The sequence below is a fragment of the Burkholderiales bacterium genome (assembly GCA_023511995.1).
Taxonomy (GTDB): domain Bacteria; phylum Pseudomonadota; class Gammaproteobacteria; order Burkholderiales; family Thiobacteraceae; genus Thiobacter.
Map to the genome: position 1 here is coordinate 21,243 of JAIMAL010000003.1, position 20,491 is coordinate 41,733.

Annotated in this window: 19 protein-coding genes; 11 read left to right on the forward strand and 8 right to left on the reverse strand. The window is 66.1% G+C overall.

Features of this window, described 5'->3' with window-relative positions; translation table 11 throughout:
- Window positions 1-33: 33 nt before the first annotated feature.
- The gene (locus tag K6T56_02405) at window positions 34-1,422 is read right to left on the reverse strand and encodes an aspartate ammonia-lyase (GenBank protein MCL6555195.1); all 1,389 of its coding nucleotides are present in this window, start codon (window positions 1,420-1,422) and stop codon (window positions 34-36) included.
- Window positions 1,423-1,470: 48 nt separating this feature from the next.
- Between K6T56_02405 and K6T56_02410 the strand changes: the two genes are divergently transcribed.
- From K6T56_02410 to K6T56_02425, 4 genes are read left to right on the forward strand one after another with little or no spacing between them, the layout of a single operon-like run.
- Window positions 1,471-1,944, forward strand: coding sequence for a TlpA family protein disulfide reductase (locus K6T56_02410; GenBank protein MCL6555196.1), 474 nt, complete (start codon window positions 1,471-1,473; stop codon window positions 1,942-1,944).
- 16 nt (window positions 1,945-1,960) lie between these two features.
- Entirely contained in the window at window positions 1,961-2,476 is a 516-nt protein-coding gene (locus K6T56_02415) for a thioredoxin family protein (protein ID MCL6555197.1), read from the forward strand.
- Complete coding sequence (locus tag K6T56_02420) at window positions 2,473-3,774, forward strand: TolC family protein (protein ID MCL6555198.1); 1,302 nt, start codon at window positions 2,473-2,475, stop codon at window positions 3,772-3,774. The genes K6T56_02415 and K6T56_02420 overlap by 4 nt, the downstream gene beginning before the upstream one ends.
- Window positions 3,771-4,520: an efflux RND transporter periplasmic adaptor subunit gene (locus K6T56_02425; GenBank protein MCL6555199.1), complete on the forward strand. Its 750-nt coding sequence runs from the start codon at window positions 3,771-3,773 to the stop codon at window positions 4,518-4,520. The genes K6T56_02420 and K6T56_02425 overlap by 4 nt, the downstream gene beginning before the upstream one ends.
- Window positions 4,521-4,565: 45 nt before the next feature.
- On the opposite strand, the gene K6T56_02430 is transcribed toward K6T56_02425, so the two are convergent.
- Window positions 4,566-5,210, reverse strand: coding sequence for a lytic transglycosylase domain-containing protein (locus K6T56_02430; protein ID MCL6555200.1), 645 nt, complete (start codon window positions 5,208-5,210; stop codon window positions 4,566-4,568).
- On the reverse strand, window positions 5,207-6,919 hold the full coding sequence (locus K6T56_02435) for a proline--tRNA ligase (protein ID MCL6555201.1): 1,713 nt from the start codon (window positions 6,917-6,919) through the stop codon (window positions 5,207-5,209). Before K6T56_02435 ends, K6T56_02430 begins: the two co-directional genes overlap by 4 nt.
- Window positions 6,920-7,058: 139 nt before the next feature.
- On the opposite strand from K6T56_02435, the gene K6T56_02440 reads away from it, so the two are divergent.
- The 7 genes from K6T56_02440 (at window position 7,059) to K6T56_02470 (ending at window position 17,129) form a co-directional block, all read left to right on the forward strand.
- Entirely contained in the window at window positions 7,059-7,847 is a 789-nt protein-coding gene (locus K6T56_02440) for a fused MFS/spermidine synthase (GenBank protein MCL6555202.1), read from the forward strand.
- Between the two features lie 131 nt (window positions 7,848-7,978).
- A complete protein-coding gene (locus K6T56_02445) occupies window positions 7,979-9,073 on the forward strand; it encodes an efflux RND transporter periplasmic adaptor subunit (GenBank protein ID MCL6555203.1) in 1,095 nt (364 codons plus the stop codon).
- A complete protein-coding gene (locus K6T56_02450; GenBank protein ID MCL6555204.1) occupies window positions 9,073-12,153 on the forward strand; it encodes a CusA/CzcA family heavy metal efflux RND transporter in 3,081 nt (1,026 codons plus the stop codon). The genes K6T56_02445 and K6T56_02450 overlap by 1 nt, the downstream gene beginning before the upstream one ends.
- Window positions 12,150-12,452, forward strand: a complete 303-nt coding sequence (locus K6T56_02455; protein ID MCL6555205.1) for a DUF3240 family protein — start codon at window positions 12,150-12,152, stop codon at window positions 12,450-12,452. The genes K6T56_02450 and K6T56_02455 overlap by 4 nt, the downstream gene beginning before the upstream one ends.
- A complete protein-coding gene (locus K6T56_02460; GenBank protein MCL6555206.1) occupies window positions 12,449-13,717 on the forward strand; it encodes a TolC family protein in 1,269 nt (422 codons plus the stop codon). Before K6T56_02455 ends, K6T56_02460 begins: the two co-directional genes overlap by 4 nt.
- A 91-nt stretch (window positions 13,718-13,808) precedes the next feature.
- Window positions 13,809-14,705, forward strand: a complete 897-nt coding sequence (locus K6T56_02465) for a phosphate/phosphite/phosphonate ABC transporter substrate-binding protein (GenBank protein ID MCL6555207.1) — start codon at window positions 13,809-13,811, stop codon at window positions 14,703-14,705.
- A gap of 3 nt (window positions 14,706-14,708) precedes the next feature.
- Window positions 14,709-17,129, forward strand: a complete 2,421-nt coding sequence (locus K6T56_02470; GenBank protein ID MCL6555208.1) for an EAL domain-containing protein — start codon at window positions 14,709-14,711, stop codon at window positions 17,127-17,129.
- A gap of 34 nt (window positions 17,130-17,163) precedes the next feature.
- Here the strand turns inward: K6T56_02470 and K6T56_02475 are convergent, their stop codons facing one another.
- From K6T56_02475 to K6T56_02495, 5 genes are read right to left on the reverse strand one after another with little or no spacing between them, the layout of a single operon-like run.
- Window positions 17,164-18,276, reverse strand: a complete 1,113-nt coding sequence (locus K6T56_02475; protein ID MCL6555209.1) for a hypothetical protein — start codon at window positions 18,274-18,276, stop codon at window positions 17,164-17,166.
- Window positions 18,273-18,929: a response regulator transcription factor gene (locus tag K6T56_02480; protein MCL6555210.1), complete on the reverse strand. Its 657-nt coding sequence runs from the start codon at window positions 18,927-18,929 to the stop codon at window positions 18,273-18,275. Before K6T56_02480 ends, K6T56_02475 begins: the two co-directional genes overlap by 4 nt.
- Before the next feature lie 9 nt (window positions 18,930-18,938).
- Window positions 18,939-19,538: a cytochrome b/b6 domain-containing protein gene (locus tag K6T56_02485; GenBank protein MCL6555211.1), complete on the reverse strand. Its 600-nt coding sequence runs from the start codon at window positions 19,536-19,538 to the stop codon at window positions 18,939-18,941.
- A gap of 3 nt (window positions 19,539-19,541) precedes the next feature.
- Complete coding sequence (locus tag K6T56_02490) at window positions 19,542-20,033, reverse strand: diheme cytochrome c (protein ID MCL6555212.1); 492 nt, start codon at window positions 20,031-20,033, stop codon at window positions 19,542-19,544.
- Complete coding sequence (locus tag K6T56_02495) at window positions 20,030-20,410, reverse strand: DUF1924 domain-containing protein (GenBank protein ID MCL6555213.1); 381 nt, start codon at window positions 20,408-20,410, stop codon at window positions 20,030-20,032. The genes K6T56_02490 and K6T56_02495 overlap by 4 nt, the downstream gene beginning before the upstream one ends.
- Window positions 20,411-20,491: the final 81 nt, after the last annotated feature.

Genomic DNA, 20,491 nt, shown 5'->3' on the forward strand with positions numbered 1-20,491 from the left:
GCGCGGGAAAAGGCGGCGCTTTGCGCCTTTCCGTCAATCGTCGATGCGGCCGTCGCGGGCGGCCTGCAACACCAGGGCGTCGAATTCCTCTGCGCTCATGATGCCGTGGCTTGCCACGATCTCCCGCACGGGGCGGCCCGTTCTTTCCGATTCCTTGGCGATTTCCGCCGCCTTCATGTAACCGATGCGCGGATTGAGGAGGGTGGCGAGCCCCACGCTTGCGTGAATGAAGGCATAGCAGCGCTCCCGGTTCACCTTGAGGCCCTTCAGGTTCTTTTCGGTGGCGGCACGGATGGCGTGGGTGAGCCAGTCCATGGCGTCGAACAGAGCCGAGCCCAGGGCCGGCATCATCACGTTGAGCTCGAGCTGACCGGCCTGGGTCATCCAGGCCACGGCCGCATCCTGCCCCAGCACCTGGTAGCAGACCTGGTTGAGCATCTCGAACATGACCGGGTTCACCTTGCCCGGCATGATGCTGGAGCCGGGCTGCACCGGCGGTAGGGTGATCTCTCCCAGGCCGGTGCGGGGTCCAGAAGCAAGCAGGCGGATGTCGTTGCTGATGCGGGTGAGCTCCAGGGCCAACCCCCGCAGGGCGGCAGACAGTCGCTGCAGGTCATACATGGACTGCATCTGGGCGGTGAGATGGGAGCTCACGATGGGTTCGCCGGTGAGGCGGGCGAGCTCCTCCGCCACCCGCTGTGGATAACCCGGGGCGGTGTTGAGCCCGGTGCCCGCCGCCGAGCCGCCGAGACCGATTTCACACAGCCGCGGCCGCACCGCCGCAAGCTCGTCCATGATGCGCCGCAGGGTCCAGCCGTAGGCGGCGAATTCCCGCCCCACGGTGGTGGGCACCGCATCCTGCAGGTGGGTGCGGGCGCTTTTCACCGTGTCCCTTTCCTCGTGGCCGATGCGCTCGAATTCCGCCGCCATGGCGCCGACCGCTTCCAGCAGGCGGGGCAGTTTCATCAGGCAGGCCAGGCGGATGGCGGTGGGGATGGTGTCGTTGGTGCTTTGCCCCATGTTCACGTGATCGTTGGGATGGATGGGCTTGTATTCGCCCTTCCTGCCGCCCAGGGCCACATTGGCCAGATTGGCGATCACTTCGTTGGTATTCATGTTGTGGCTGGTGCCGGCACCCGCCTGGAAGCGGTCCACCACGAACTGATCCAGGAATTCACCGGCGAGGATGCGCTCGCAGGCGGCGACGATGGCATCCCGGCGGGTGGCATCGAGCCAGCCCGGCTGGCAGTTGGCGCGGGCCGCCGCGAGTTTGATGAGCACATGGGCCTTGATAAAATCCACGTCCGGCCGGCGTCCCGAGATGGGGAAGTTCTCCACGGCGCGCGCCGTCTGGATGCCATACCAGGCCTCGGCGGGAACTTTGAACTCGCCCAGCGAGTCTTTTTCAATGCGGTATTCCATGGCAGTGGGTCTTTAGGACGAAAACCGACATTTTACGGGAGCCAGACGGTGTTGCGACGGGTGGTGGGGCGTGTTCTGGTTTTGTTTCTGCTGGGCCTGTTTTCCGCGGCCGCGGCGGCCTTCACCCTCACTGACACCCAGGGCCGGGTGCATCGGCTCACCGATTACCGGGGCAAATGGGTGCTGGTGAATTTCTGGGCCACCTGGTGCCCGCCCTGTCTCGAGGAAATGCCGGAGCTGCAGAAACTCCACGAGACGCGCAAGGACCTGGTGGTCATCGGCATCGCCATGGACTGGCGCGATCCAGAGTACGTGAAGAAGTTTGCCGAGGATCTTTTCGTCACTTTCCCCATCGTGCTGGGGGATGCGCGCATCGCCGCGCAAATCGGCCCGCTCAGGGGCCTGCCCACCACCTATCTCTTCGATCCCCGGGGGCAGCTTGCCGCCTACAACGTGGGTGCGTTGACGCAGGCTGAAGTGGAACGCTACATTGCGCAAAACACCAAACCCGGAAAAAAGTAAAAGGCTGGAGGAGGTCATGTTACGCGCCTTGCTGGCTGCCATCCTCATGCTGGCAAGCCTCACCGTCGCTGCCGAGAAGCGGGACGTCAACCAGTATTTCTTCGACCAGAAGATCGGTGATTTCAAGGCGGAGCTTGCCACCGCCAAGGCCCAGGGGAAGAAGGGCATTCTGCTCATGTTCGAGCAGGAGGACTGCCCCTGGTGTCACCGGATGAAGGACACCATCCTCAACCAATCCGAGGTGCAGGATTATTTCAAGCAGCACTTCCTCATCTTCCCCATCGACATCAAGAACGAACTCACGATGGTGGATTTCAAGGGCAGGGAGACCACGGAAAAAGCCTTTGCCGCGGAAAACCGGGTGCGGGCGACCCCCGTTTTCCTCTTCTTCGATCTGGAGGGCAATCCCGTTTACCGCTTCACCGGGGTGGCGAAGGATGCCCGCGAGTTTCTTCTTCTTGGCCGCTATGTGGTGGAGGGGACGTACAAGAGCGTGCCCTTCAACGTCTATAAAGCCCAGGCTGCGCAGTGAGTGCCATGCGCGCGCTGCCGGCGCTGCTCATCTTCTTCGCAAGCTCCGTGGCCTGCGCGGCGAATGGGGTGCTCACCCTGGCCGAGGCCCTGCGGGCCGCGGATGAACCCCATCCCGATGTGGAAGCGGCCCAGGCGGAGCGGGCGCTGGCCCTGGCCGACCTCGAGCTCACCACGGCGCGCACGGACCTGACGCTGAATCTGGAAGCGCGCCTGCAGCGGGTGCGCCCCGCCCTGCGTCCTTCGGATACGGATTTCATCTCCGACAACAGCGTGCGGCTTTTCGCGCGCAAGAACCTGTGGGATTTCGGCCGCAGCCAACGCGCCGAGGAGGCGGCCAGACTCGTCCTGGATGCCCGCGAAAAAAGTCTCCTCGACGTGCGGGACCAGCGCCGGCTTACGATCATGGCGCGTTATTTCGACGTGCTTCTGGCTGATCTGCGCTACACCGTGGACAACGAGTATCTCGCCGTCGCCTATGTGGCGTTCGATCAGGCGCGGGACCGGGCGGAACAAAAGCTCCTCTCCGGTGTGGATGTGGCCGAACTGGAGGCCCGCTCCCAGGAATGGCTGGTGCGCCGCTATGAAAGCGAAAAGCTTCAGCGTCTGACGCGGGCGCTGCTTGCCGATGCCATGAACCGGCCGGGGCAGCTTCCCAGCGAGCTGGAGGACCCGGTCCTCGCCGACAATGACCGGCCGCTGCCCGACTACGAGGTGCTGCTGGCCGCCATGCTGGAGAACAATCCGCGGCTCAAGGCCCAGCAGCAGTTGCTTGCCGCCTCCCAGCAGCGCCTCGAGGCCATTCGCGCCGAGCGCAACCCGCGCCTGGATGCGGAGCTGGAAGTCGCCGATTACGCCCAGCGGCCCCTCTCCGGGCGGGATCAGGCCCGCGCCGGTGTGATCTTCACCTGGCCGCTTTATCAGGGACGCACTGTCTCGGCTTCGCTGGCGCGGGAACAGGCCCAGTTCCAGAAACTGCAGGCGGAAACCGAACGCCTGAAGCGGGAGCTTGCTCAGGCCCTGCTTTCCGCCTGGCTGGACGCGGACCACCTGCGTCGCATCGGGCGCCGTGCGGCCAAGGTGGAAATGGATTACCGCGACCTCGCCCTGGAGCGGGCGCGGGGCCAATATGAGATGGAGTACCGCACCAACCTGGGCGATTCCATGGCCAAGACCATGGAGGCGAAGCTTGCCGCCCGCAGCGTGGAATACCGCCTGGCCCTCGCCCTGGCGCGCATCGAGGCGCTGGTGGGGCGTCCCCTTTCCCAGTTGGCGCAAGGCAAAGGAGCACAACCGTGATCAAGCATTTCGTCTGGTTTGCAGCCTGGATGGCAACCCCCGTCCTCGCCGCGGAGGTGGCCGCCACCCTGCAATGGTCCCAGCGCGTGGAACTGGGGGCGGCCGCCTCGGGCATCGTGCAGAACGTGACGGTGCAGGCGGGTGACCGCGTGCGCAAGGGGCAGAGCCTCCTGAGCCTCGATGCCAGCGCCTTCGCCGCCCAGGTGGCCGAGGCGCAGGCCGCCCTGGCCCAGGCGGAGGAGGAAGAAAAGGATGCCAAGCGCAACCTGGACCGGGTGCAGGAACTCTACAACCGCACGGTGATCGCCGCCACCGAACTGGAAGCGGCGCAATTGCGCCACAGCCGCGCCAAGGCGCAGCGCGACGCCGCCCGGGCGCGGCTTGCGGCGGCGCAGAAACAATTGCGCGATGCCTCGGTGCGCGCGCCCTTCGATGGCGTGGTGCTGGCCCGGCTGGTGGAACCCGGTCAGGTGGTGGCCAGCGCCCTCAAACCAGAGCCCCTCATCGTCCTTGCCCGCGCCGGCGAAATGGTGGCGCGGGGAACGGTGGGACTGTCCCGGCTGCGCCAGCTTGCCACCGGTCAGAAAGTGGAAGTGGAGGTGGAAGGCCGGCGCTATGCGGGCCGTATCCGCGCCCTGGGCCTGGAACCCGACGGGGGGAAGGGTGAGTATCCCATCGAGGTCGTCTTCCCGGTGAAGGAGACGCTGCGCGCGGGGCTTCCCGCGGTCATCCATCTGCCGGAGTAGTCACGCTCAGGGCAGTGATTTCGGCAAGGAACGACAGACGCCGCTTCAGCCGGAATGTTGGGCGGTGTTCTGCCCGGCCGTGCGCGGGTTGTCGGTGTAGTGCCACGCCCAGCGCGTCTTCCATGCCGCCAGCACCATGTTGGGATATTCCGCCTGCCCTAGGCTGCCGTTGTAGCGGCCGAGGGCGCGGAAGAGGTTGCCATTTTCCATGTCCAGGTAATGGCGCAGGATGGTACAGCCATAGCGCAGATTGGTGCGCAGATGGAAGAGGTTATGTTCGGGGGTGCCGATGAGTTTCACCCAGAAGGGCATGACCTGCATGTAACCCCGGGCCGAGGCGGAGGAGATGGCATATTTGCGGAAGCCGCTTTCCACCTCGATGAGGCCAAGCACCAGCTGCGGGTCGAGGCCGGCGCGGGTGGCCTCGTAGTGCACGGTGACGAGGAAATCCCGTCGCTCCTGGGGATCGGGCATGAAGCGCTTCAATCGCTCCGACATGGCGGCAAGCCAGGCCTCCGCTTCCCGCGGATTGGTGGTGACGACGCGCGGCGCGGCGGTATCCGCCACGCTTTTCGACAACGCTGCGCGCACGCTGGCGGACAGTTCCTCGTAAACCTGCGCGCCCGCCCAGGCCGCCAGTGGCAGGCCGCTTACGAGGCCGAAGCAGAGGTGCACGATGAGCTTCTTCATGGCTTGAGCGGAATTTCCCTGAGCAAAAACTCCACGGCGCCCTCGAGGGGAAGAATGCGGGCCTCTTTGTCCCGGCGGGCCTGGTACTCGATCTTCCCCTCCTTGAGGTTGCGCTCCCCCACCACGATGCGGTGGGGGACGCCGATGAGCTCCATATCAGCAAACATCACGCCAGGTCGCTCATCCCTATCATCCAAAAGGACTTCCAGCCCGCCCAGGGTGAGGGCACTGTAAAGTTTTTCGACAGTTTCGCGCACGACTTGAGACTTGGAAAGCCCGATGGGGACGATGGCGAGGTCGAAGGGGGCCATGGCGCGGGGGAAGATGATGCCCCGCTCGTCGTGGTTCTGTTCGATGGCGGCACCGACGATGCGCGACACCCCGATGCCATAGCAGCCCATTTCCATGAACCGGCTTTTGCCTTCCTCGTCGAGGAAGGTGGCATTCATGGCCTCGGAGTACTTGGTGCGCAGCTGGAAAATGTGGCCCACCTCGATGCCGCGGCAGATTTCCAGCGGACCCTTGCCATCCGGGCTGGGATCGCCGGCGACCACGTTGCGGATGTCGGCCACCCGGGGTTCCGGCAGATCGCGGCCGAAATTGACGCCCACGAGATGAAAGCCGTCCTCGTTGGCGCCGCAGACGAAATCCGCCATCACCGCCACCGAGCGGTCGGCGATCACCGGCAGTCCCAGCCCCACCGGGCCCAGGGAGCCTGTGCCACAGCCCACGGCCTCACGGATGCGCGCTTCCGTGGCAAAACCTTTGAGCCTGCCCACCTCCGGCAGCTTACCCACCTTCACCTCGTTGAGCTCGTGATCGCCGCGCACAAGCAGGGCGAGCAGCCCCTGCTCGCCTTCCACGATGAGGGTCTTGACCACCTGCTGCGGCTCGACCTTGAGTAGGGCGCACACTTCGGCGATGCTGTGGGCGCCGGGGGTGGCCACCTTTTCCATGGGCCGCCCGGGTGCCGGACGGCTTGTTGCGGGCGGCAGCGCTTCCGCCAGTTCCACATTGGCGGCGTAGTCGGAATTGGGACAGAAGGCGATGGCGTCTTCGCCGGAATCGGCGAGGACATGGAATTCGTGGGAACCGGTGCCGCCGATGGCGCCGGTGTCCGCCGCCACGACGCGGAACCTCAAGCCCAGCCGTTCGAAAATCCGCGTGTAGGTGTCATACATCACGCGATAGGTCGCTTCCAGGCTGGCCAGATCGGCGTGGAAGGAATAGGCATCCTTCATGACGAATTCCCGCGCCCGCATGACGCCGAAGCGCGGCCGGATTTCATCGCGGAACTTGGTCTGAATCTGATAGAAGTTCACGGGCAGTTGCCGGTAGCTGCGGATTTCACGCCGCGCGAGGTCGGTGATCACCTCCTCGTGGGTGGGGCCGAAGCAATAGTCGCGCTGGTGCCGGTCCTTGATTTTGAGCATCTGCGGGCCGAACTGCTCCCAACGCCCCGTCTCCTGCCACAGCTCCGCGGGTTGGACGGCGGGCATCAGCAGTTCGATGGCGCCGGCCTTGTTCATCTCCTCGCGCACGATGGCTTCTACCTTGCGCAAAACACGCAGCCCCAGGGGCATCCAGGTGTACAGGCCACTGCCGAGCCGCCGGATCAGCCCGGCACGCAGCATGAGTTTGTGGGAGACGAGCTCGGCTTCCGCCGGCGCTTCCTTCAGGGTGGAAAGAAAAAACTGGCTGACGCGCATCGTCCGTTGCCGAAGACAAAAAGGGGTTGCCATTATACGACCGATGCGTGGCGCTTGGGGCGGATGCCCGATCCGCGCCTGATCCTTTCCTGGCGCCTTCCGCCTGAGCGCCAGGGCGGGCTGTGGTATAAAAGGCGCCATGGGTTACTTCGCCAGATGGCGCCTCAAGCGGGAGGAACAGAAAAAAGGCCGGGTGCAGGTCAGCGAGAAAAACGGTGTGCGCACCCTGCACCTAGGCAATGACACGGTGCAGTCCGCCATGCGCCTCACCGACCCCTACCGGCTGGAGCTTGCCTACACGCGGGCGATGCTGGCGTGTCTCCTCTTCCATCCGGACCCGCGCCGCTTTCTGATGATTGGCCTGGGCGGCGGCTCCCTTCCCAAATGGGTGTGGAAACATCTGCCAGGGGCGCAGACGACGGTGGTGGAGATCGATCCCGAAGTGGTGCAGGCCGCCCGCCAGTTCTTCCATCTTCCCGCCGACGATGGGCGCCTTGCCGTGCGCATCGACGATGGCGCCCGTTTTGTCGCCAACTCGGTGCAGCAGTGGGATGTGGTGATGGTGGATGGCTACGACGAACACTGCCAGGTTAAGGCACTCACCACGCCGGAGTTCTACCGCCACTGCCGGGCGCGGCTTGCGCCGGGGGGCATCCTGGTGGTCAATCTGTGGAGTTCAGACGGCCAGTTCAATACCCAGGTGGCGCGCCTTTTCGATGCCTTCGATGGACTCACCCTGCTACTTCCCGCCGGCAGCCACAGCAATGTCATCGCCTTCGGCTTCGCCACCAGCCCCAACAACCCCACCTGGGACGCGCTGCGGGAGCGGGCGCTTGCCCTCTCTCGCAGCCACGACATGGACTTCGTGACCTGGGTGGACGGTCTGCGCCGCCTCAACCTGCACAATCACCGGCGGCTTTTCATCTAGCCGCTCTTGCCCGGGAAGGCAGAGGCGCGTCTTAAGGCCGTTTTAAGCCGCTTACAACACGCCCACGTTAGAATGCGCGCGCAGACTGGTTGCCTGCCCGCCGTTTCCGGCGGCGGGGTGAAGGAGTGTCCATGGTTCCCCTGGTTGCTGTCGTGTTGATCGCCGTCCTTGCCTTTCCTTTGTCCATCCGGGCGGAGGAGGCGCCCCGCCTCGTCGCCCTCGACGCGGGGCAGATGCGATCCCTCGGCATCGTCACCGCGCCCCTGCCCACGGGGGAGGCGCGCCTCGGGCGCAGGCTGCCGGCGCGGGTGGTCGTCCCGCCGGCGCAGATTCGCGTGGTGGCGGCGCCCCTGGCGGGCATGGTGGAACAGGTTGCCGTGGCAAGCCAGCAAAGCGTGCGCGCCGGCCAGCTGATGGCGCGGCTGACGAGCCCCATGTTGCTGGAAGCGCAGCGGGATTACCTCACGGCCGCCAGCGAACTGCAACTTGCCGAGAGCAATTCTCGCCGTGACGAACAACTCTATCGTGAAGGCATCATCGGGGAGGCAAGGCTGCGCGCCACACAAAACAGCGAGGCCCAGGCGGCGGCCACCGCCGCCCAGCGCCGTCAGGTGTTGCGGCTGTATGGCATGACACCGGCGGCGATCAGCGCGCTCGCCAAGTCGCGCAGCCTGTCGCCGGTCATCGATCTTGCCGCTCCCATCACGGGGGTGGTGCTGGAGCGGATGGCGGAACCCGGGCAGCGGGTGGAGGCGAATACGCCGCTCTTCCGTCTGGCCAGCCTGAAACCCCTTTGGCTCGAGATGCAGGCGAGCCTGGAGGAGGCGAGGGCGCTGCGCCCCGGCGCAGCGGTGACGGCATCCGGTGCCCGGGGGCGGGTGGTGACGGTGGGCGCGGCGGTGGATGGCGCTTCCCAGTCGGTGCCGGTGCGCGCGGAAATGACCGAAGGGCTCGAGTCCCTGCGGCCCGGTCAGTTCGTGGAAGCGCAGGTGACACTGGCTGCCGGACCCCGGGTGTATCGCCTGCCCGCCGGCGCGCTCGCCCGGGAGCAGGGGCGCGCCCATGTCTTTCTGCAGACCGCCCAGGGCTTCGTCATGACACCGGTGACGGTGGTGGAGGAGAGCGCCGGTGAGGTCTTGGTGAGCGGTGCCCTGCCGGAAGGGGCACGCATTGTGGTGAAAGGGGTGGCGGCGCTCAAGGCGGCGGCAAACCCCCAGGGGCAGTGATGCTGGCCAGGCTCACCGAATTCGCCCTCACGCAGCGGCTTTTGCTCATCGTGCTTACCCTGCTTTTGGTGGGGGTGGGCGTGATGGCTTTTCGCGCGCTGCCCATCGATGCCTTTCCCGATGTTTCCACGACCCAAGTGAAGATCGTGATGAAGGCGCCGGGCATGACGCCGGAAGAAGTGGAAAGCCGCATCACTACTCCCATCGAACTGGAAATGCTGGGCATCCCCAGGCAGCGGGTGCTGCGTTCGGTGTCCAAATATGCCCTGGCCGACATCACCATCGATTTCGAGGAAGGGACCGACATCTACTGGGCACGCCAGCAGGTGGCGGAACGGCTGAACGGCATCCAGTCGGCCCTGCCCCCTCACGTATCCGGCGGCCTTGCCCCCATCACCACCCCGTTGGGCGAGATGTTCATGTTCACCGTGGAGGGGGAGGGGCTCAGCCTGGAGGCGCGGCGCAGTCTTCTGGAGTGGGTGATCCGGCCGCAGCTGCGCACCTTGCCCGGGGTGGCCGACGTCAACACGCTGGGCGGGCTTGCGCGGGCCTTCGAGGTGATCCCCGATGTCGAGGCACTGGCGGCGCGGGGCATCACCCTCACTGAACTGGAACAGGCCCTGGCCGCCAACAACCGGAACGATGGGGCGGGGCGGGTGCCGGACGGCGAGGAGGTGCTGGTGGTGCGCAGCGAGGGCGCCGTGCGCGATCTCGACGACGTGGGCAATATCATCGTTGCCCGTCGTGACGGCAACGTGGTGCGGGTGCGGGATGTCGCCCGTCTGCGCATCGGCAGTCTCACCCGTTATGGCGCCGTCACCCGCGACGGGCGCGGCGAGGCGGCGGAGGGTCTGGTGCTGGGGCTTCGCGGCGCCAATGCGCGGCAGGTGGTGGAGGCTGTGCGTGCCAAGCTCGCCGAAATCGAAAAGACTCTGCCACCGGGTGTGCGCATCGAGGTCTTCTATGACCGCGGCCATCTGGTGGAGCGTGCGGTGGGCACGGTGACGCGGGCGCTGGCCGAAGCCATCGTGCTGGTGGTGATCCTGCTGCTGCTCTTTCTCGGCAATTTGCGCGCCGCCCTGGTGGTGGCCCTCACCCTGCCCCTTGCGGCACTGGCCACCTTCATCTGTCTGCATCTCGCAGGTATGTCTGCCAACCTCATGAGCCTGGGCGGGCTTGCCATCGCCATCGGCATGCTGGTGGACGCAGCGGTGGTGGTCGTGGAAAACATCGTCACCCATCTCGCGCGTCACGGCAGCCACAGCCCCGTCTCGCCGCTGCATGTGATCTACCGCGCGGTGCGGGAAGTATCTCTGCCGGTGGCTTCGGGCATTGCCATCATCGTCATCGTCTTCCTGCCCCTGCTCACCCTGCAGGGACTGGAGGGCAAGCTGTTCATTCCCGTGGCCCTGACCATCGTTTTCGCCCTCTCCGCCTCCCTTCTGTTGTCGCTGACGGTGATCCCGGTGGCGTCCTCCTTCCTGCTTGCCCGGGTCCGTCACGGCGAGCCCTGGCTGGTGCGGCGGCTGGCAGCCCTCTATGAGCCAGTGCTGGCGTGGAGTCTTCGTCAACAGCGGCTTTTGCTGGTGACGGCACTCCTCCTTCTCGTGGCAACGGGCGTGGTGTACAGCCGCATCGGCAAGACCTTCATGCCCACCATGGATGAAGGCGACATCATCATGCAACTGGTGAAGCTGCCTTCCATCAGTCTCGAGGAGTCGTTGCGGCTGGACCTCGCGGTGCAGCAGGCAGTGTTGGCCCAGGTGCCGGAGGTGCGCGGCATCGTCGCCCGCACCGGCTCCGACGAACTGGGGCTCGACCCCATGGGTTTCAACGACACCGACAGCTTCCTCGTACTCAAACCACAGGAAAACTGGCGCAAGCCGGACAAGGAATGGGTGATCGACCGGCTGCGGGAGGTGATGGCGGCCTTTCCCGGGGTGTCGGTGAATTTCACCCAACCCATTGAGATGCGCGTGTCGGAGATGCTCACCGGCGTGCGCGGCGATGTGGCGGTGAAGGTGTTCGGCCCCGACGCACCCACCCTGGACCGTCTGGCAGGCCGCATTGAACAGGTGTTGCGCGAGGTGCCGGGCAGCCAGGACGTCTATGCGGTGAAAAACGAGGGCGTCCAATACCTGACGATCGGGATCGACCGGCTTGCCGCCGGGCGGCTCGGTTTCACCGGGGATGAGCTGCAGAACGCCCTGCGCATCCTGGTGGAGGGCAAGACCGTAGGCGTCATCGTCGAGCCGGGCCGAAGGACGCCGCTAATGTTGCGCGGTGGCGAGGAAGTGCACAGCGGGGATGCACTCACCCGCGTGCGTCTCGTCGCCGCCAACGGGCAGGCCGTGCCCCTGGCGGCGGTGGCCCAGGCCAGGCGGGTGGACGGTCCGGTGAAAATCGAACACGAAAACGCCACGCGCATGGCCGTCGTGCAAACCAACGTGCGCAACCGTGACCTGGTGGGTTTCGTTAAGGAGGCGAAGCAAAAGGTCGCCGCCCGGGTGCCGCTACCCGCGGGCTACCGGCTCGAGTGGGGCGGCCAGTTCGAAAACCAGCAGCGGGCCGCCACGCGCCTGGCCATTGTGGTGCCGGTGGCGCTTTTCCTCATCTTTCTGCTGCTGTTTGCCACCTTCCGTTCCCTGCGCCAGTCTCTTTTGGTGCTCACCAACATTCCCTTCGCCCTGGTGGGCGGTGTGCTTGCCCTCTGGCTTTCCGGCGAGTATCTGTCGGTGCCCGCCTCCGTCGGCTTCATCGCGCTGTTGGGGATTGCGGTGCTCAATGGCGTGGTGATGGTGAGTCATTTCAACCAGCTTCTGGCGCAGGGCATGGAGGTGTCCCGGGCAGTGGTGGAGGGGGCGAAGCGGCGCCTGCGCCCGGTGTTGATGACCGCCTCCATCGCTGCCCTCGGCCTTGTGCCCCTGTTGTTCGCCCATGGCCCCGGTTCCGAAATCCAGCGGCCGCTGGCCATCGTGGTGATCGGGGGGCTGGTCACCTCCACCCTGCTCACCCTGCTGTTGCTGCCGGTGCTCTTTTCCCGTTTCGGCGTGTCCTCTTCCCGGGAGCGACTGGCATGATGACCTGTCTGACGCTGGTGATCCCCACCGACCTCGAAGAGGAAGTGGTGGATCATCTTCTGGAACACCCGGAATGGGTGCCGGGTTTCACCACCTTCATGGTGTCGGGTCATGGTCAGGGCGTGGTGTACCGCAATAGCGCCGAAGCCGTGCGCGGCCGGGTGGGGCGGGTCATGGTGCAGATCGTCACTGAAGGGGAAAAGGCCGAGGCGTTGCTTGACCACCTCAAGGCCAGTTTCCCGCATCCGGAAATCACCTGGTGGATGAGCCCGGTTTCCGGACAGGGGAGGTTGGCATGAAAAGCCTTTTAGGGATTTTGCTTTTTCTCCTCGCCGGTTCGGGGGTTGCGGCGGATTATCCCGATCTGCCGCCGGCGGCGGAGGTGGTGGCGGTGCTGGAACGCCTGCCCACGGTGGCCGCCGCCCGCGCTGCCATCCGCCTGGAAGAGGCGAACCGGCAACGGCTCGAGGCGGGCCCCCACGAGACCGTGCTGCGTCTGACCGGTCAGCGCCGGGAGGTGCGGCCGGCACCCGGAGCGCAATATGGGGAATGGAACGTCGCGCTGGAGCGGGCATTCCGCCTGCCGGGAAAGGCGGAACTGGATGCGCGGCTGGGGGAAGAGGGGGTGGAACAGGCCAGACTGGCCCTGGGCGATGCCCTGCACGAGGCGGCGCGAAGCCTGCTCAAGAGCTGGTTCGCCTGGGTGAAGGAGAACGTGCAGACGGCGCTGTGGCGCGAGCAGGTGGCGCTCATCCGGGAACAGCTTGCCGTGGTGGAGCGGCGTATCCGGGCCGGGGACGCGCCCCGGATGGAGAGGCTTGCCGCCGAAGCGGCGCTCGCCCAGGCGGAAGCGAATCTTGCCCAGGCCAGGTTTCGCGAGCAGGCCGCGGCCACCGAGCTCGCACGGCGGTTTCCCGGTCTGCGCCTGCCCGCGGAAATGAAGCCGGTCCTGGCTTCTCCGCCACCCTTCGATGCCGCCTACTGGCGGAAGAAGGTGCTGGATCACAACCATGAGCTTGCCGCCGCCCAGGCGGCGGCGCGCCGCAGCCGGCTGATGGTGGCCCGTGCCGAGGCCGAGCGGCTACCCGATCCCACCCTGGGTGTGCACGCGGGCCGGGAGCGGGGCGGTGAGGAAAACGTCATCGGGCTTACCGTTTCCATCCCCTTCGGCGGTGCCGCGCGGGCGGCGACGGTGGCGGCCCATCGCGCCGAGGCCGAGATGGCTGCCCAGCGCGAGGCGCTGGTGGCGGCCAGACTGGCCCTGGAGGCGGAAAACCTTTTCCAGGGAGCGCAGGCGGCCCATGCCGCCGCCGTGAGCCAGACCGCCGCCGCGCAGGCCATGGAAGAGGCCGCCGCCCTTGCGGCGCGTGCCTATGCCTTGGGGGAGGGCGGTCTCAATGACCTGCTTACCGCGCGGCGCCTCGCCCTGGAAGCGCGGCTGGCGGCCACCCTGGCCACCATCGAGGCCAGCGAGGCGCGCTACCGTCTCCTCCTCGATGCCCATGCGCTCTGGCCCATCGGGGCCGATGAACACGAGGCAGAGCATGCGCCCTTGACGCCTTAGGCCGTTTGGCTTGCCATCCCCCCACCTTTTGCTACCATGGGAGAGCCGCGCAGCCGGTTGGAGCGGCAGCCAAAAACAACAAGGAATGGATATGCGCGCGGGTTGGCTGGTGTGGCTTATTTTGATTCTGGTGCCGGTGCAGGCGGCCGAATACCGGCCCGCGGGCACGGCGGTAGCGCCGGAGGCCACCTATGTCTTCGGCTTTCATCCCCATCTCAATCCCCAGGAGCTGGTGGCGGCCTACCAGCCCATCCTGGACTATCTCGAAGCCCATCTTCCCGGCGTTCATTTCCGTCTGGAGGGCGCCAAGGATTACGGGGAATTCGAGGCGCGCCTTGCCGCCGGACACTATCACTTCGCCCTGCCCAATCCCGTGCAGACCCTGCTCGCCCAGCGCGCGGGTTACCGCGTCATCGCCAAGAATTTTCCCGATGACGATTTCCGCGGCGTCCTGGTGAGCCGCCAGGGGACGGTGAAGACCCTGCGGGAGCTCCATCAACAGCTTCTCTGTTTTCCTTCGGAAACGGCGGTGGCCGCCACCCTGCTTCCCCTCTGGCATCTGCACCGCCATGGGGTAGACGTGAAAAGCCTGCGTCTGCGTTATACCGGCACGCAGGTGGCGGCGCTGCTCAACGCCTGGGCGGGGGAGGCCGCCGCCTGTGGTGTCTCCGCCCGCTTCCTGCGGGCTTTCCAACGGGATGAGCCGGCCAAGGCGGCCCAGCTTTCAGTGCTTTTCACCACCGACCCGTCGCCCCACAACGCGGTGGTGGCGCGCCGGGACCTGCCGCCATCCCTCACGGCACGGGTGGCGGCTACCCTGGTGGCGATGGGCAACGATCCGGCGGTGGATCCCGCCCGCTTCAAGCTGGGGCAGCAGCGGTTCGAACGGGCCGATGATGAGACCTACCGGCCTTTCCGTGCCTTCCTCGAACGCTATGACGCGGAAATCGGCCTGCCCGCGTCCATCCGGACGATGATCGGCCGCTAGGCGATGATGCACGGGTGGCATTCCCTGCGCGGCCGTATCGTGGCCAGTGTGATCCTGGTGCATGCCACCCTGTCCGCCTACATCGCCTGGGACTTCGTCAGCCGCGAGGAAAGACTGCTCGCCGAAACCTTCCATCGCCAGGCGGCGGCCCTGGCGCGCAATCTCGCCACCAGCGCCAGCGGCGCCCTGGTGAGCCGGGACCTGGACACCCTCTCCGCCCTCACCGAGGGTCTGCGGGAGGTGCCGCACCTCGCTTTTGCCCTGGTGACCGACCAGGATGGCCGGGTGCGGGCGGCCACCGAGGCAGGGCTGGTGGGCCGCATCCTCACCGACGCGCCCAGCAGAAGACTCATGGCCGCGGCAAGGCCCGAGGTGATGGAGCATGGGGGGGTGGTGGATGCCGGGCATCCCATCACCGCAGGGGGCCGGGCGGTGGGGCTGGCGCGGGTTGCCTTCAGCCGCGCCAGCCTGGATGCGGAGGTCAGGCGCGTGGTCTTTCGCGGCGTGGCCTTCACCGTTTTTGCCATCGTGTTGGGCGCAGGGGTGGCCTGGTGGGTGGCGCAGGCGGTGACGCGGCGGTTGGCCCGGCTTTCGGCAGCGGCCGATGCCATCGCCGCCGGTGACCTGGATGTGGAGATCGAGACCGATCCCCATCCCGATGAGGTGGGCGTGCTGGCGCGGGATTTCCGCCTCATGGTGGAGGCGCTGCGCGCCGAACGTTCCCGCCGCGACGAACTGGAAGAGCGCCTGTGGGAGGAGAAGGAACTTGCCGAGGTCACCCTGCGCTCCATTGGTGATGCGGTGATCGCCACCGACCTCGCGGGGCAGATCACCTTCATGAATCCTGTGGCAGAACGCCTCACCGGCTGGCAGACCGATGAGGCGCGGGGCCGGCCGCTCACCGAGGTTTTCCGCATCCTCGACGAAATCCGCCGCACGCCCATCACCAACCCGGTGCAGACAGTGCTCGAGACGGGGCAGGTGGTGGGGTTGGGCAATCACACCCTGCTCATCACCCGTGATGGCCGCGAACTCAACATCGAGGATTCCGCGGCGCCCATCCGTGATCGCTACGGTGATCTTTTGGGGGTGATCCTCGTCTTCCACGACGTCACCGAGGCGCATGCTCTCCAGGCCAGGCTGCGTTGGGCGGCAAGTCATGATCCCCTCACCGGCCTCTTCAACCGCGCGGAGTTCGAAAACCGTCTCAAGGCGCTCCTGGAGGTGACGCGTCCCGACGACCATCACACGCTGCTCTACGTGGATCTCGACCAGTTCAAGGTAGTCAACGACACCTGCGGCCATATGGCGGGCGATGAACTGTTGCGCCGCCTCGCGACTGAAATGCAGAACCGGGTGCGCTTGCACGATGTGCTGGCGCGGCTGGGCGGCGACGAATTCGGTGTTCTGCTGCCCTATACCGGCCCGGCACGGGCGCGCAAAATCGCCGACGAGCTCTTGGAACTGTTGCTGAATCACCGCTTCGTCTGGGAGGGACGCACCTTCACCACCGGGGCCAGCATTGGCATGGTGGCCATTGATGGGCCCGGCCATACGTTGCAGGAGTTGCTGTCTGCGGCGGATGCCGCCTGTTATGCGGCGAAGGAGGAAGGGCGCGGCCGCGTGCGTGAGTACGTGGCGGAGAGTGTGGATTTCAGGCGGCGCGCACAGGAAATGGACTGGGTCGCCCGGCTCACCAAGGCACTGGATGAGGGCCAGTTCCGTCTCTACTGGCAGCCCATCGTTCCAGTGAACGGCACGGAGGCCCTGCGGCACGGTGAGGTCCTGTTGCGCCTCATCGAGGCGGATGGCAGCCTCACCCCGCCGGCCGCCTTTCTGCCGGCGGCGGAACGCTACCAGTTCATGGCCCGGATCGACCGTTGGGTGATGGAAACGGCTTTCCGCTGGCTTGCCCGCCGTCCCGAAGACGTCTGCCTGTCCATCAATCTTTCTGCGCAGTCCCTCACCGACGACAGCCTGCTTGCCTGGATGGAGGCGCAATTTGCCCACCATGCCCTCGACTGCCGGCGGGTCTGTTTCGAAATCACCGAAACCGCCGCCATCGCCAACCTGCAACGGGCGACGGCGCTGATGCAGGCCCTGAAACGCCGTGGCTGCCGCTTCAGCCTGGACGATTTCGGTTCCGGCATGTCCTCCTTCGCTTACCTGCGCAATCTTCCCATCGATTTCGTCAAGATCGACGGCAGTTTCGTCCGCCGCATCGCCGAGGATGCAGTGGACCGCGCCATGGTGGAGGCGGTGCAGGATGTGGCACAGGTGATGGGAATCGGCACCATCGCCGAATTCGTGGAAAGCGAAGCCATCCTCACCGTGCTGCGGACCCTGGGCGTGCAATATGCGCAGGGTTGGGCCGTGGGGCGGCCGATGCCCCTCGATGACATGCAGGATACAGGATCCAGGTGACAGGTTACAGATAGCAGCGAGACGAAAATCCCTCTCAAGGGGAGTGGGCCGGTTTGTCACCGTCCTTCTGTAACCTGTGTCCTGCAACCTGAACCCTCACACACAATCCGTGCCCGTCGATTCCCTCATCCAGTTCAAGGCGCGCGCCGTGCAATTCGGCGATGCGGGTGGCGATGGACAGCCCCAGGCCGCTGCCTTCCGTGTCCTGGCCGGCGAGCCGGTGGAAACGCTCGAGGGCCAGCGGCCGCAGTTCGGGGGAAATGCCCGGCCCGTTGTCGCAGACGGCAAGGGTGAGACGGCCCGCGCGATGGGTGATGGTGACGACGACCCTGCCGCCCTGCGGCGTATAGCGGATGGCGTTGTCGATGAGATTGCGCAAAAGCACGCGCAGCATGGCTTCGTTGCCCATGAGCGGCGCGGCTTCAGTGGCGGCGAGCTCCAGCGTGATGTCTTTCGCTAGTGCCTGCGCCCCCTGTTCGGCGCAGACCTCGGCGGCCAGTTGATCGAGGCGCAGTTCGGCCATCGGCAGGGGGGCTGCCGGATCGAGGCGGGCGAGCGTTAGGAGCTGCTCCATCAGGTGGGCGGCGCGCTGGGCGCTTGCGGCAAGTTGCTCCAGGGCATGCTGCCGTTCCGCTTCGTCCCGCGCCCGTGCGGCCACCTGCGCCTGGGCACGAATCGCCGCCAGCGGTGTGCGCAGCTCGTGCGCCGCATCGGCAGTGAAGCGCCGCTCCTTTTCCATCGCGGCAGCCACACGCGCAAAGAGGCTATTGAGCGCTTCGATCAGCGGGCGAATCTCCCGCGGCGCCGTCTCAGGCGTGACCGGATCCAGCCGCTGCGGCTCGCGCTCGGCAATTTCCCGCGCCATTTCATCGAGCGGCTTGAGCCCACGCCACGCAGCGAACCAGAGCCAGCCGCCCAGCACCGGCAGGCCGAAGAAGAGGGGCATCAGCAACGCCTCGAGAAAATGTTCGGCAAGTTCGTGGCGGAGATGTTCATCGGTCTGTTTTCGTTCCTCTTCGAGAAAGTGGGTGATGGCATGGCGCGCCTCGATGTAGGCATAGGTCATGGCGCCCAGCCAAGCGAGGGTCACCCCCGTGAGGAGCAGCAGGAGCAGCTGGCGGCGCAATGAAAACCAGCGCGTGGTCATTTCGGGATGGTGTAGCCGATGCCGCGCAGGGTTTTGATGAGGTCAGTGCCGAGTTTTCTGCGCAGATGGTGAATGTGCACTTCGAGGACGTTGCTCTCCGGCTCGTCATGCCAGCCGTAGAGGGAGGCCTCGAGCTGGGACCGGGTGAGCACCCGGCCGGCGTTTTCCAGCAGGATCGCCAGCAGCGCGAATTCCCGTGGCGACAGTTCCAGCGGCTGGCCGGCGAGCGTGACCCGGTGGGCGGCGGGATCGAGCTCGAGCTCGCCGTGGCGCAGCACCGGTTGGGCCCGGCCGGCGGCGCGGCGGGTAAGCGCCCGCACCCGCGCGGCGAGCTCATCCAGATCCACGGGCTTGACCACGTAATCATCGGCGCCGGCATCGAGCCCTGCCACCTTGTCGGCGGTGGCATCGCGCGCGGTGAGGATCAGGACCGGTGTCGCCTTCCCCTGGGCGCGCAGCTTCCTCAACACCTCCAACCCGGATCGCCGCGGCAACCCCAGGTCCAGCACGACGAGATCGAAAGGTTCTGTTGCCAGCGCCAGTTCCGCCGCCACACCGTCTTTCACCCAATCGACGGCGTAACCCTGCTGGCGCAGGCCGACCATCAGGCCGTCGCCCAGGTGGGGATCATCTTCGACGAGGAGCAGGCGCATGGCAGCAGTTTAACGCGCCAACCCCATGCCGCAAGCCAATGCGGCAGCAAGAAGCAGCGGGACGGCCCAGAGCCGGGGCGAGGTGATCGCCTCCGCCACTGTCCCCCGTTTATAGCCAGTCAGCATGGCGCGCACCAGATTTTCGCGGTGGGCGAGACTCCCGACCCCCACCCCGGCAATATGCAAGCCAACCACGGCGAGCATGGTGTGGGCCATGCCTTCGTGCAGGTCGCCGAGGCTGCCGATATCGTTGTAAGCCAGCCAGCCGGTGAAGCCGGTGGCAAGTCCCAGTGCGAGCAGCGCCATGATCGCCCAGCCGCCGGCGGGGTTGTGGCCGGTCGCGTGGGGCGGGCGACACTGGGCCAGCCCTTCTAGGTAGGCAAGAACGGCAGCTGGGCCGCGCACGAAATTTGCGAAACGCGCATGGCGCGTACCGACGACCCCCCAGACAAGCCGGAAGAGGATCACGCCCACCACGACGCCCCCCGCCGCCGCATGGACGAGCCGCCAGGATTCGCTCTCGGCGGTGAGCCACGCCATTGCGAAGGCCGCCACCATCAGCCAGTGGCCAAGGCGCACCGGCCAGTCCCAGACCAGAATTCTCTCCATGGCTCAATCCCCTTCCCCGCGCCGGCCCGAAGGCAGGACGATCTCGCGTTCGCGAAAACTGCCCTCCACCGCCCGCGTATGACAGGCGGCACAGTTGGCCGGCGATTTCACCTTCGCATGATTCCAATCGGCACGGGAGACCTCGCGGTGCTTGCGCACAAACCACGGCGTGCGGGTGAGCCGCGGCGGCTCGCCTGCCTGCGCTGGCGCGGCGCCGCCGTATTTCCCTTCGCTTCCGGCGTAGCGGGTCAAGAAGGCCTCGATCTCCGCAGCCGTCTTGGCATCGAGGCTCGCGTTGTCGCCATAGTGCCGGTCGAGCCGCTGCATCACCTGGCGCCAATCGTTTGCGCTCATCAAACCGGGTGGAAAGGCGAGATGGCAACTGCCACATTCCGCGGGGTAGGCGGGCGGCGCAGCGGCGGGCGTCCGGCCCTCTTTGTCGGCGTGGGCCAATAGCGGAAGCAAGAGGGCAAAGAGCATCAACGTCTGCTTCATTTCGCGTTTCCTTTCAGCAGGAAGGCGATGAAATCGGCCTTCTCGGCCGGGGTGCACTCGCGCCCCACCACCTCGGTGCAATTGCGGCGGAACCATTTTTCCACCTTGGCCGGATCGGTGAACCGTTCAGGATTGGCAGCAGGCGCAAGAGGCTTGATCGCCTTGTCCGTCACCACGTGCCGACCCGTCTGCGCCGGATCGTTGGTGTGACAGCTTGTGCAGGCGGGCATCCGGGGATTGGCAGGGAAACGGTTCTGGTAGAACGCACCGCCCCGCTGGGCGGAAGGCGTAAAGCCCGGCGTGGCCCTGGCCGCATCAAGCTGATACTGCGCCAAAAGCTCGGCGGGTGTCGCGGCCTGGGCAAAGTTGCACGCCATCGTCACGCCGGCGACGAGGACGAAGAGAACGGATTTCATGGGCAGACTCCCGTGGCTTGAACACGGCGTCAGTCTGCGGTC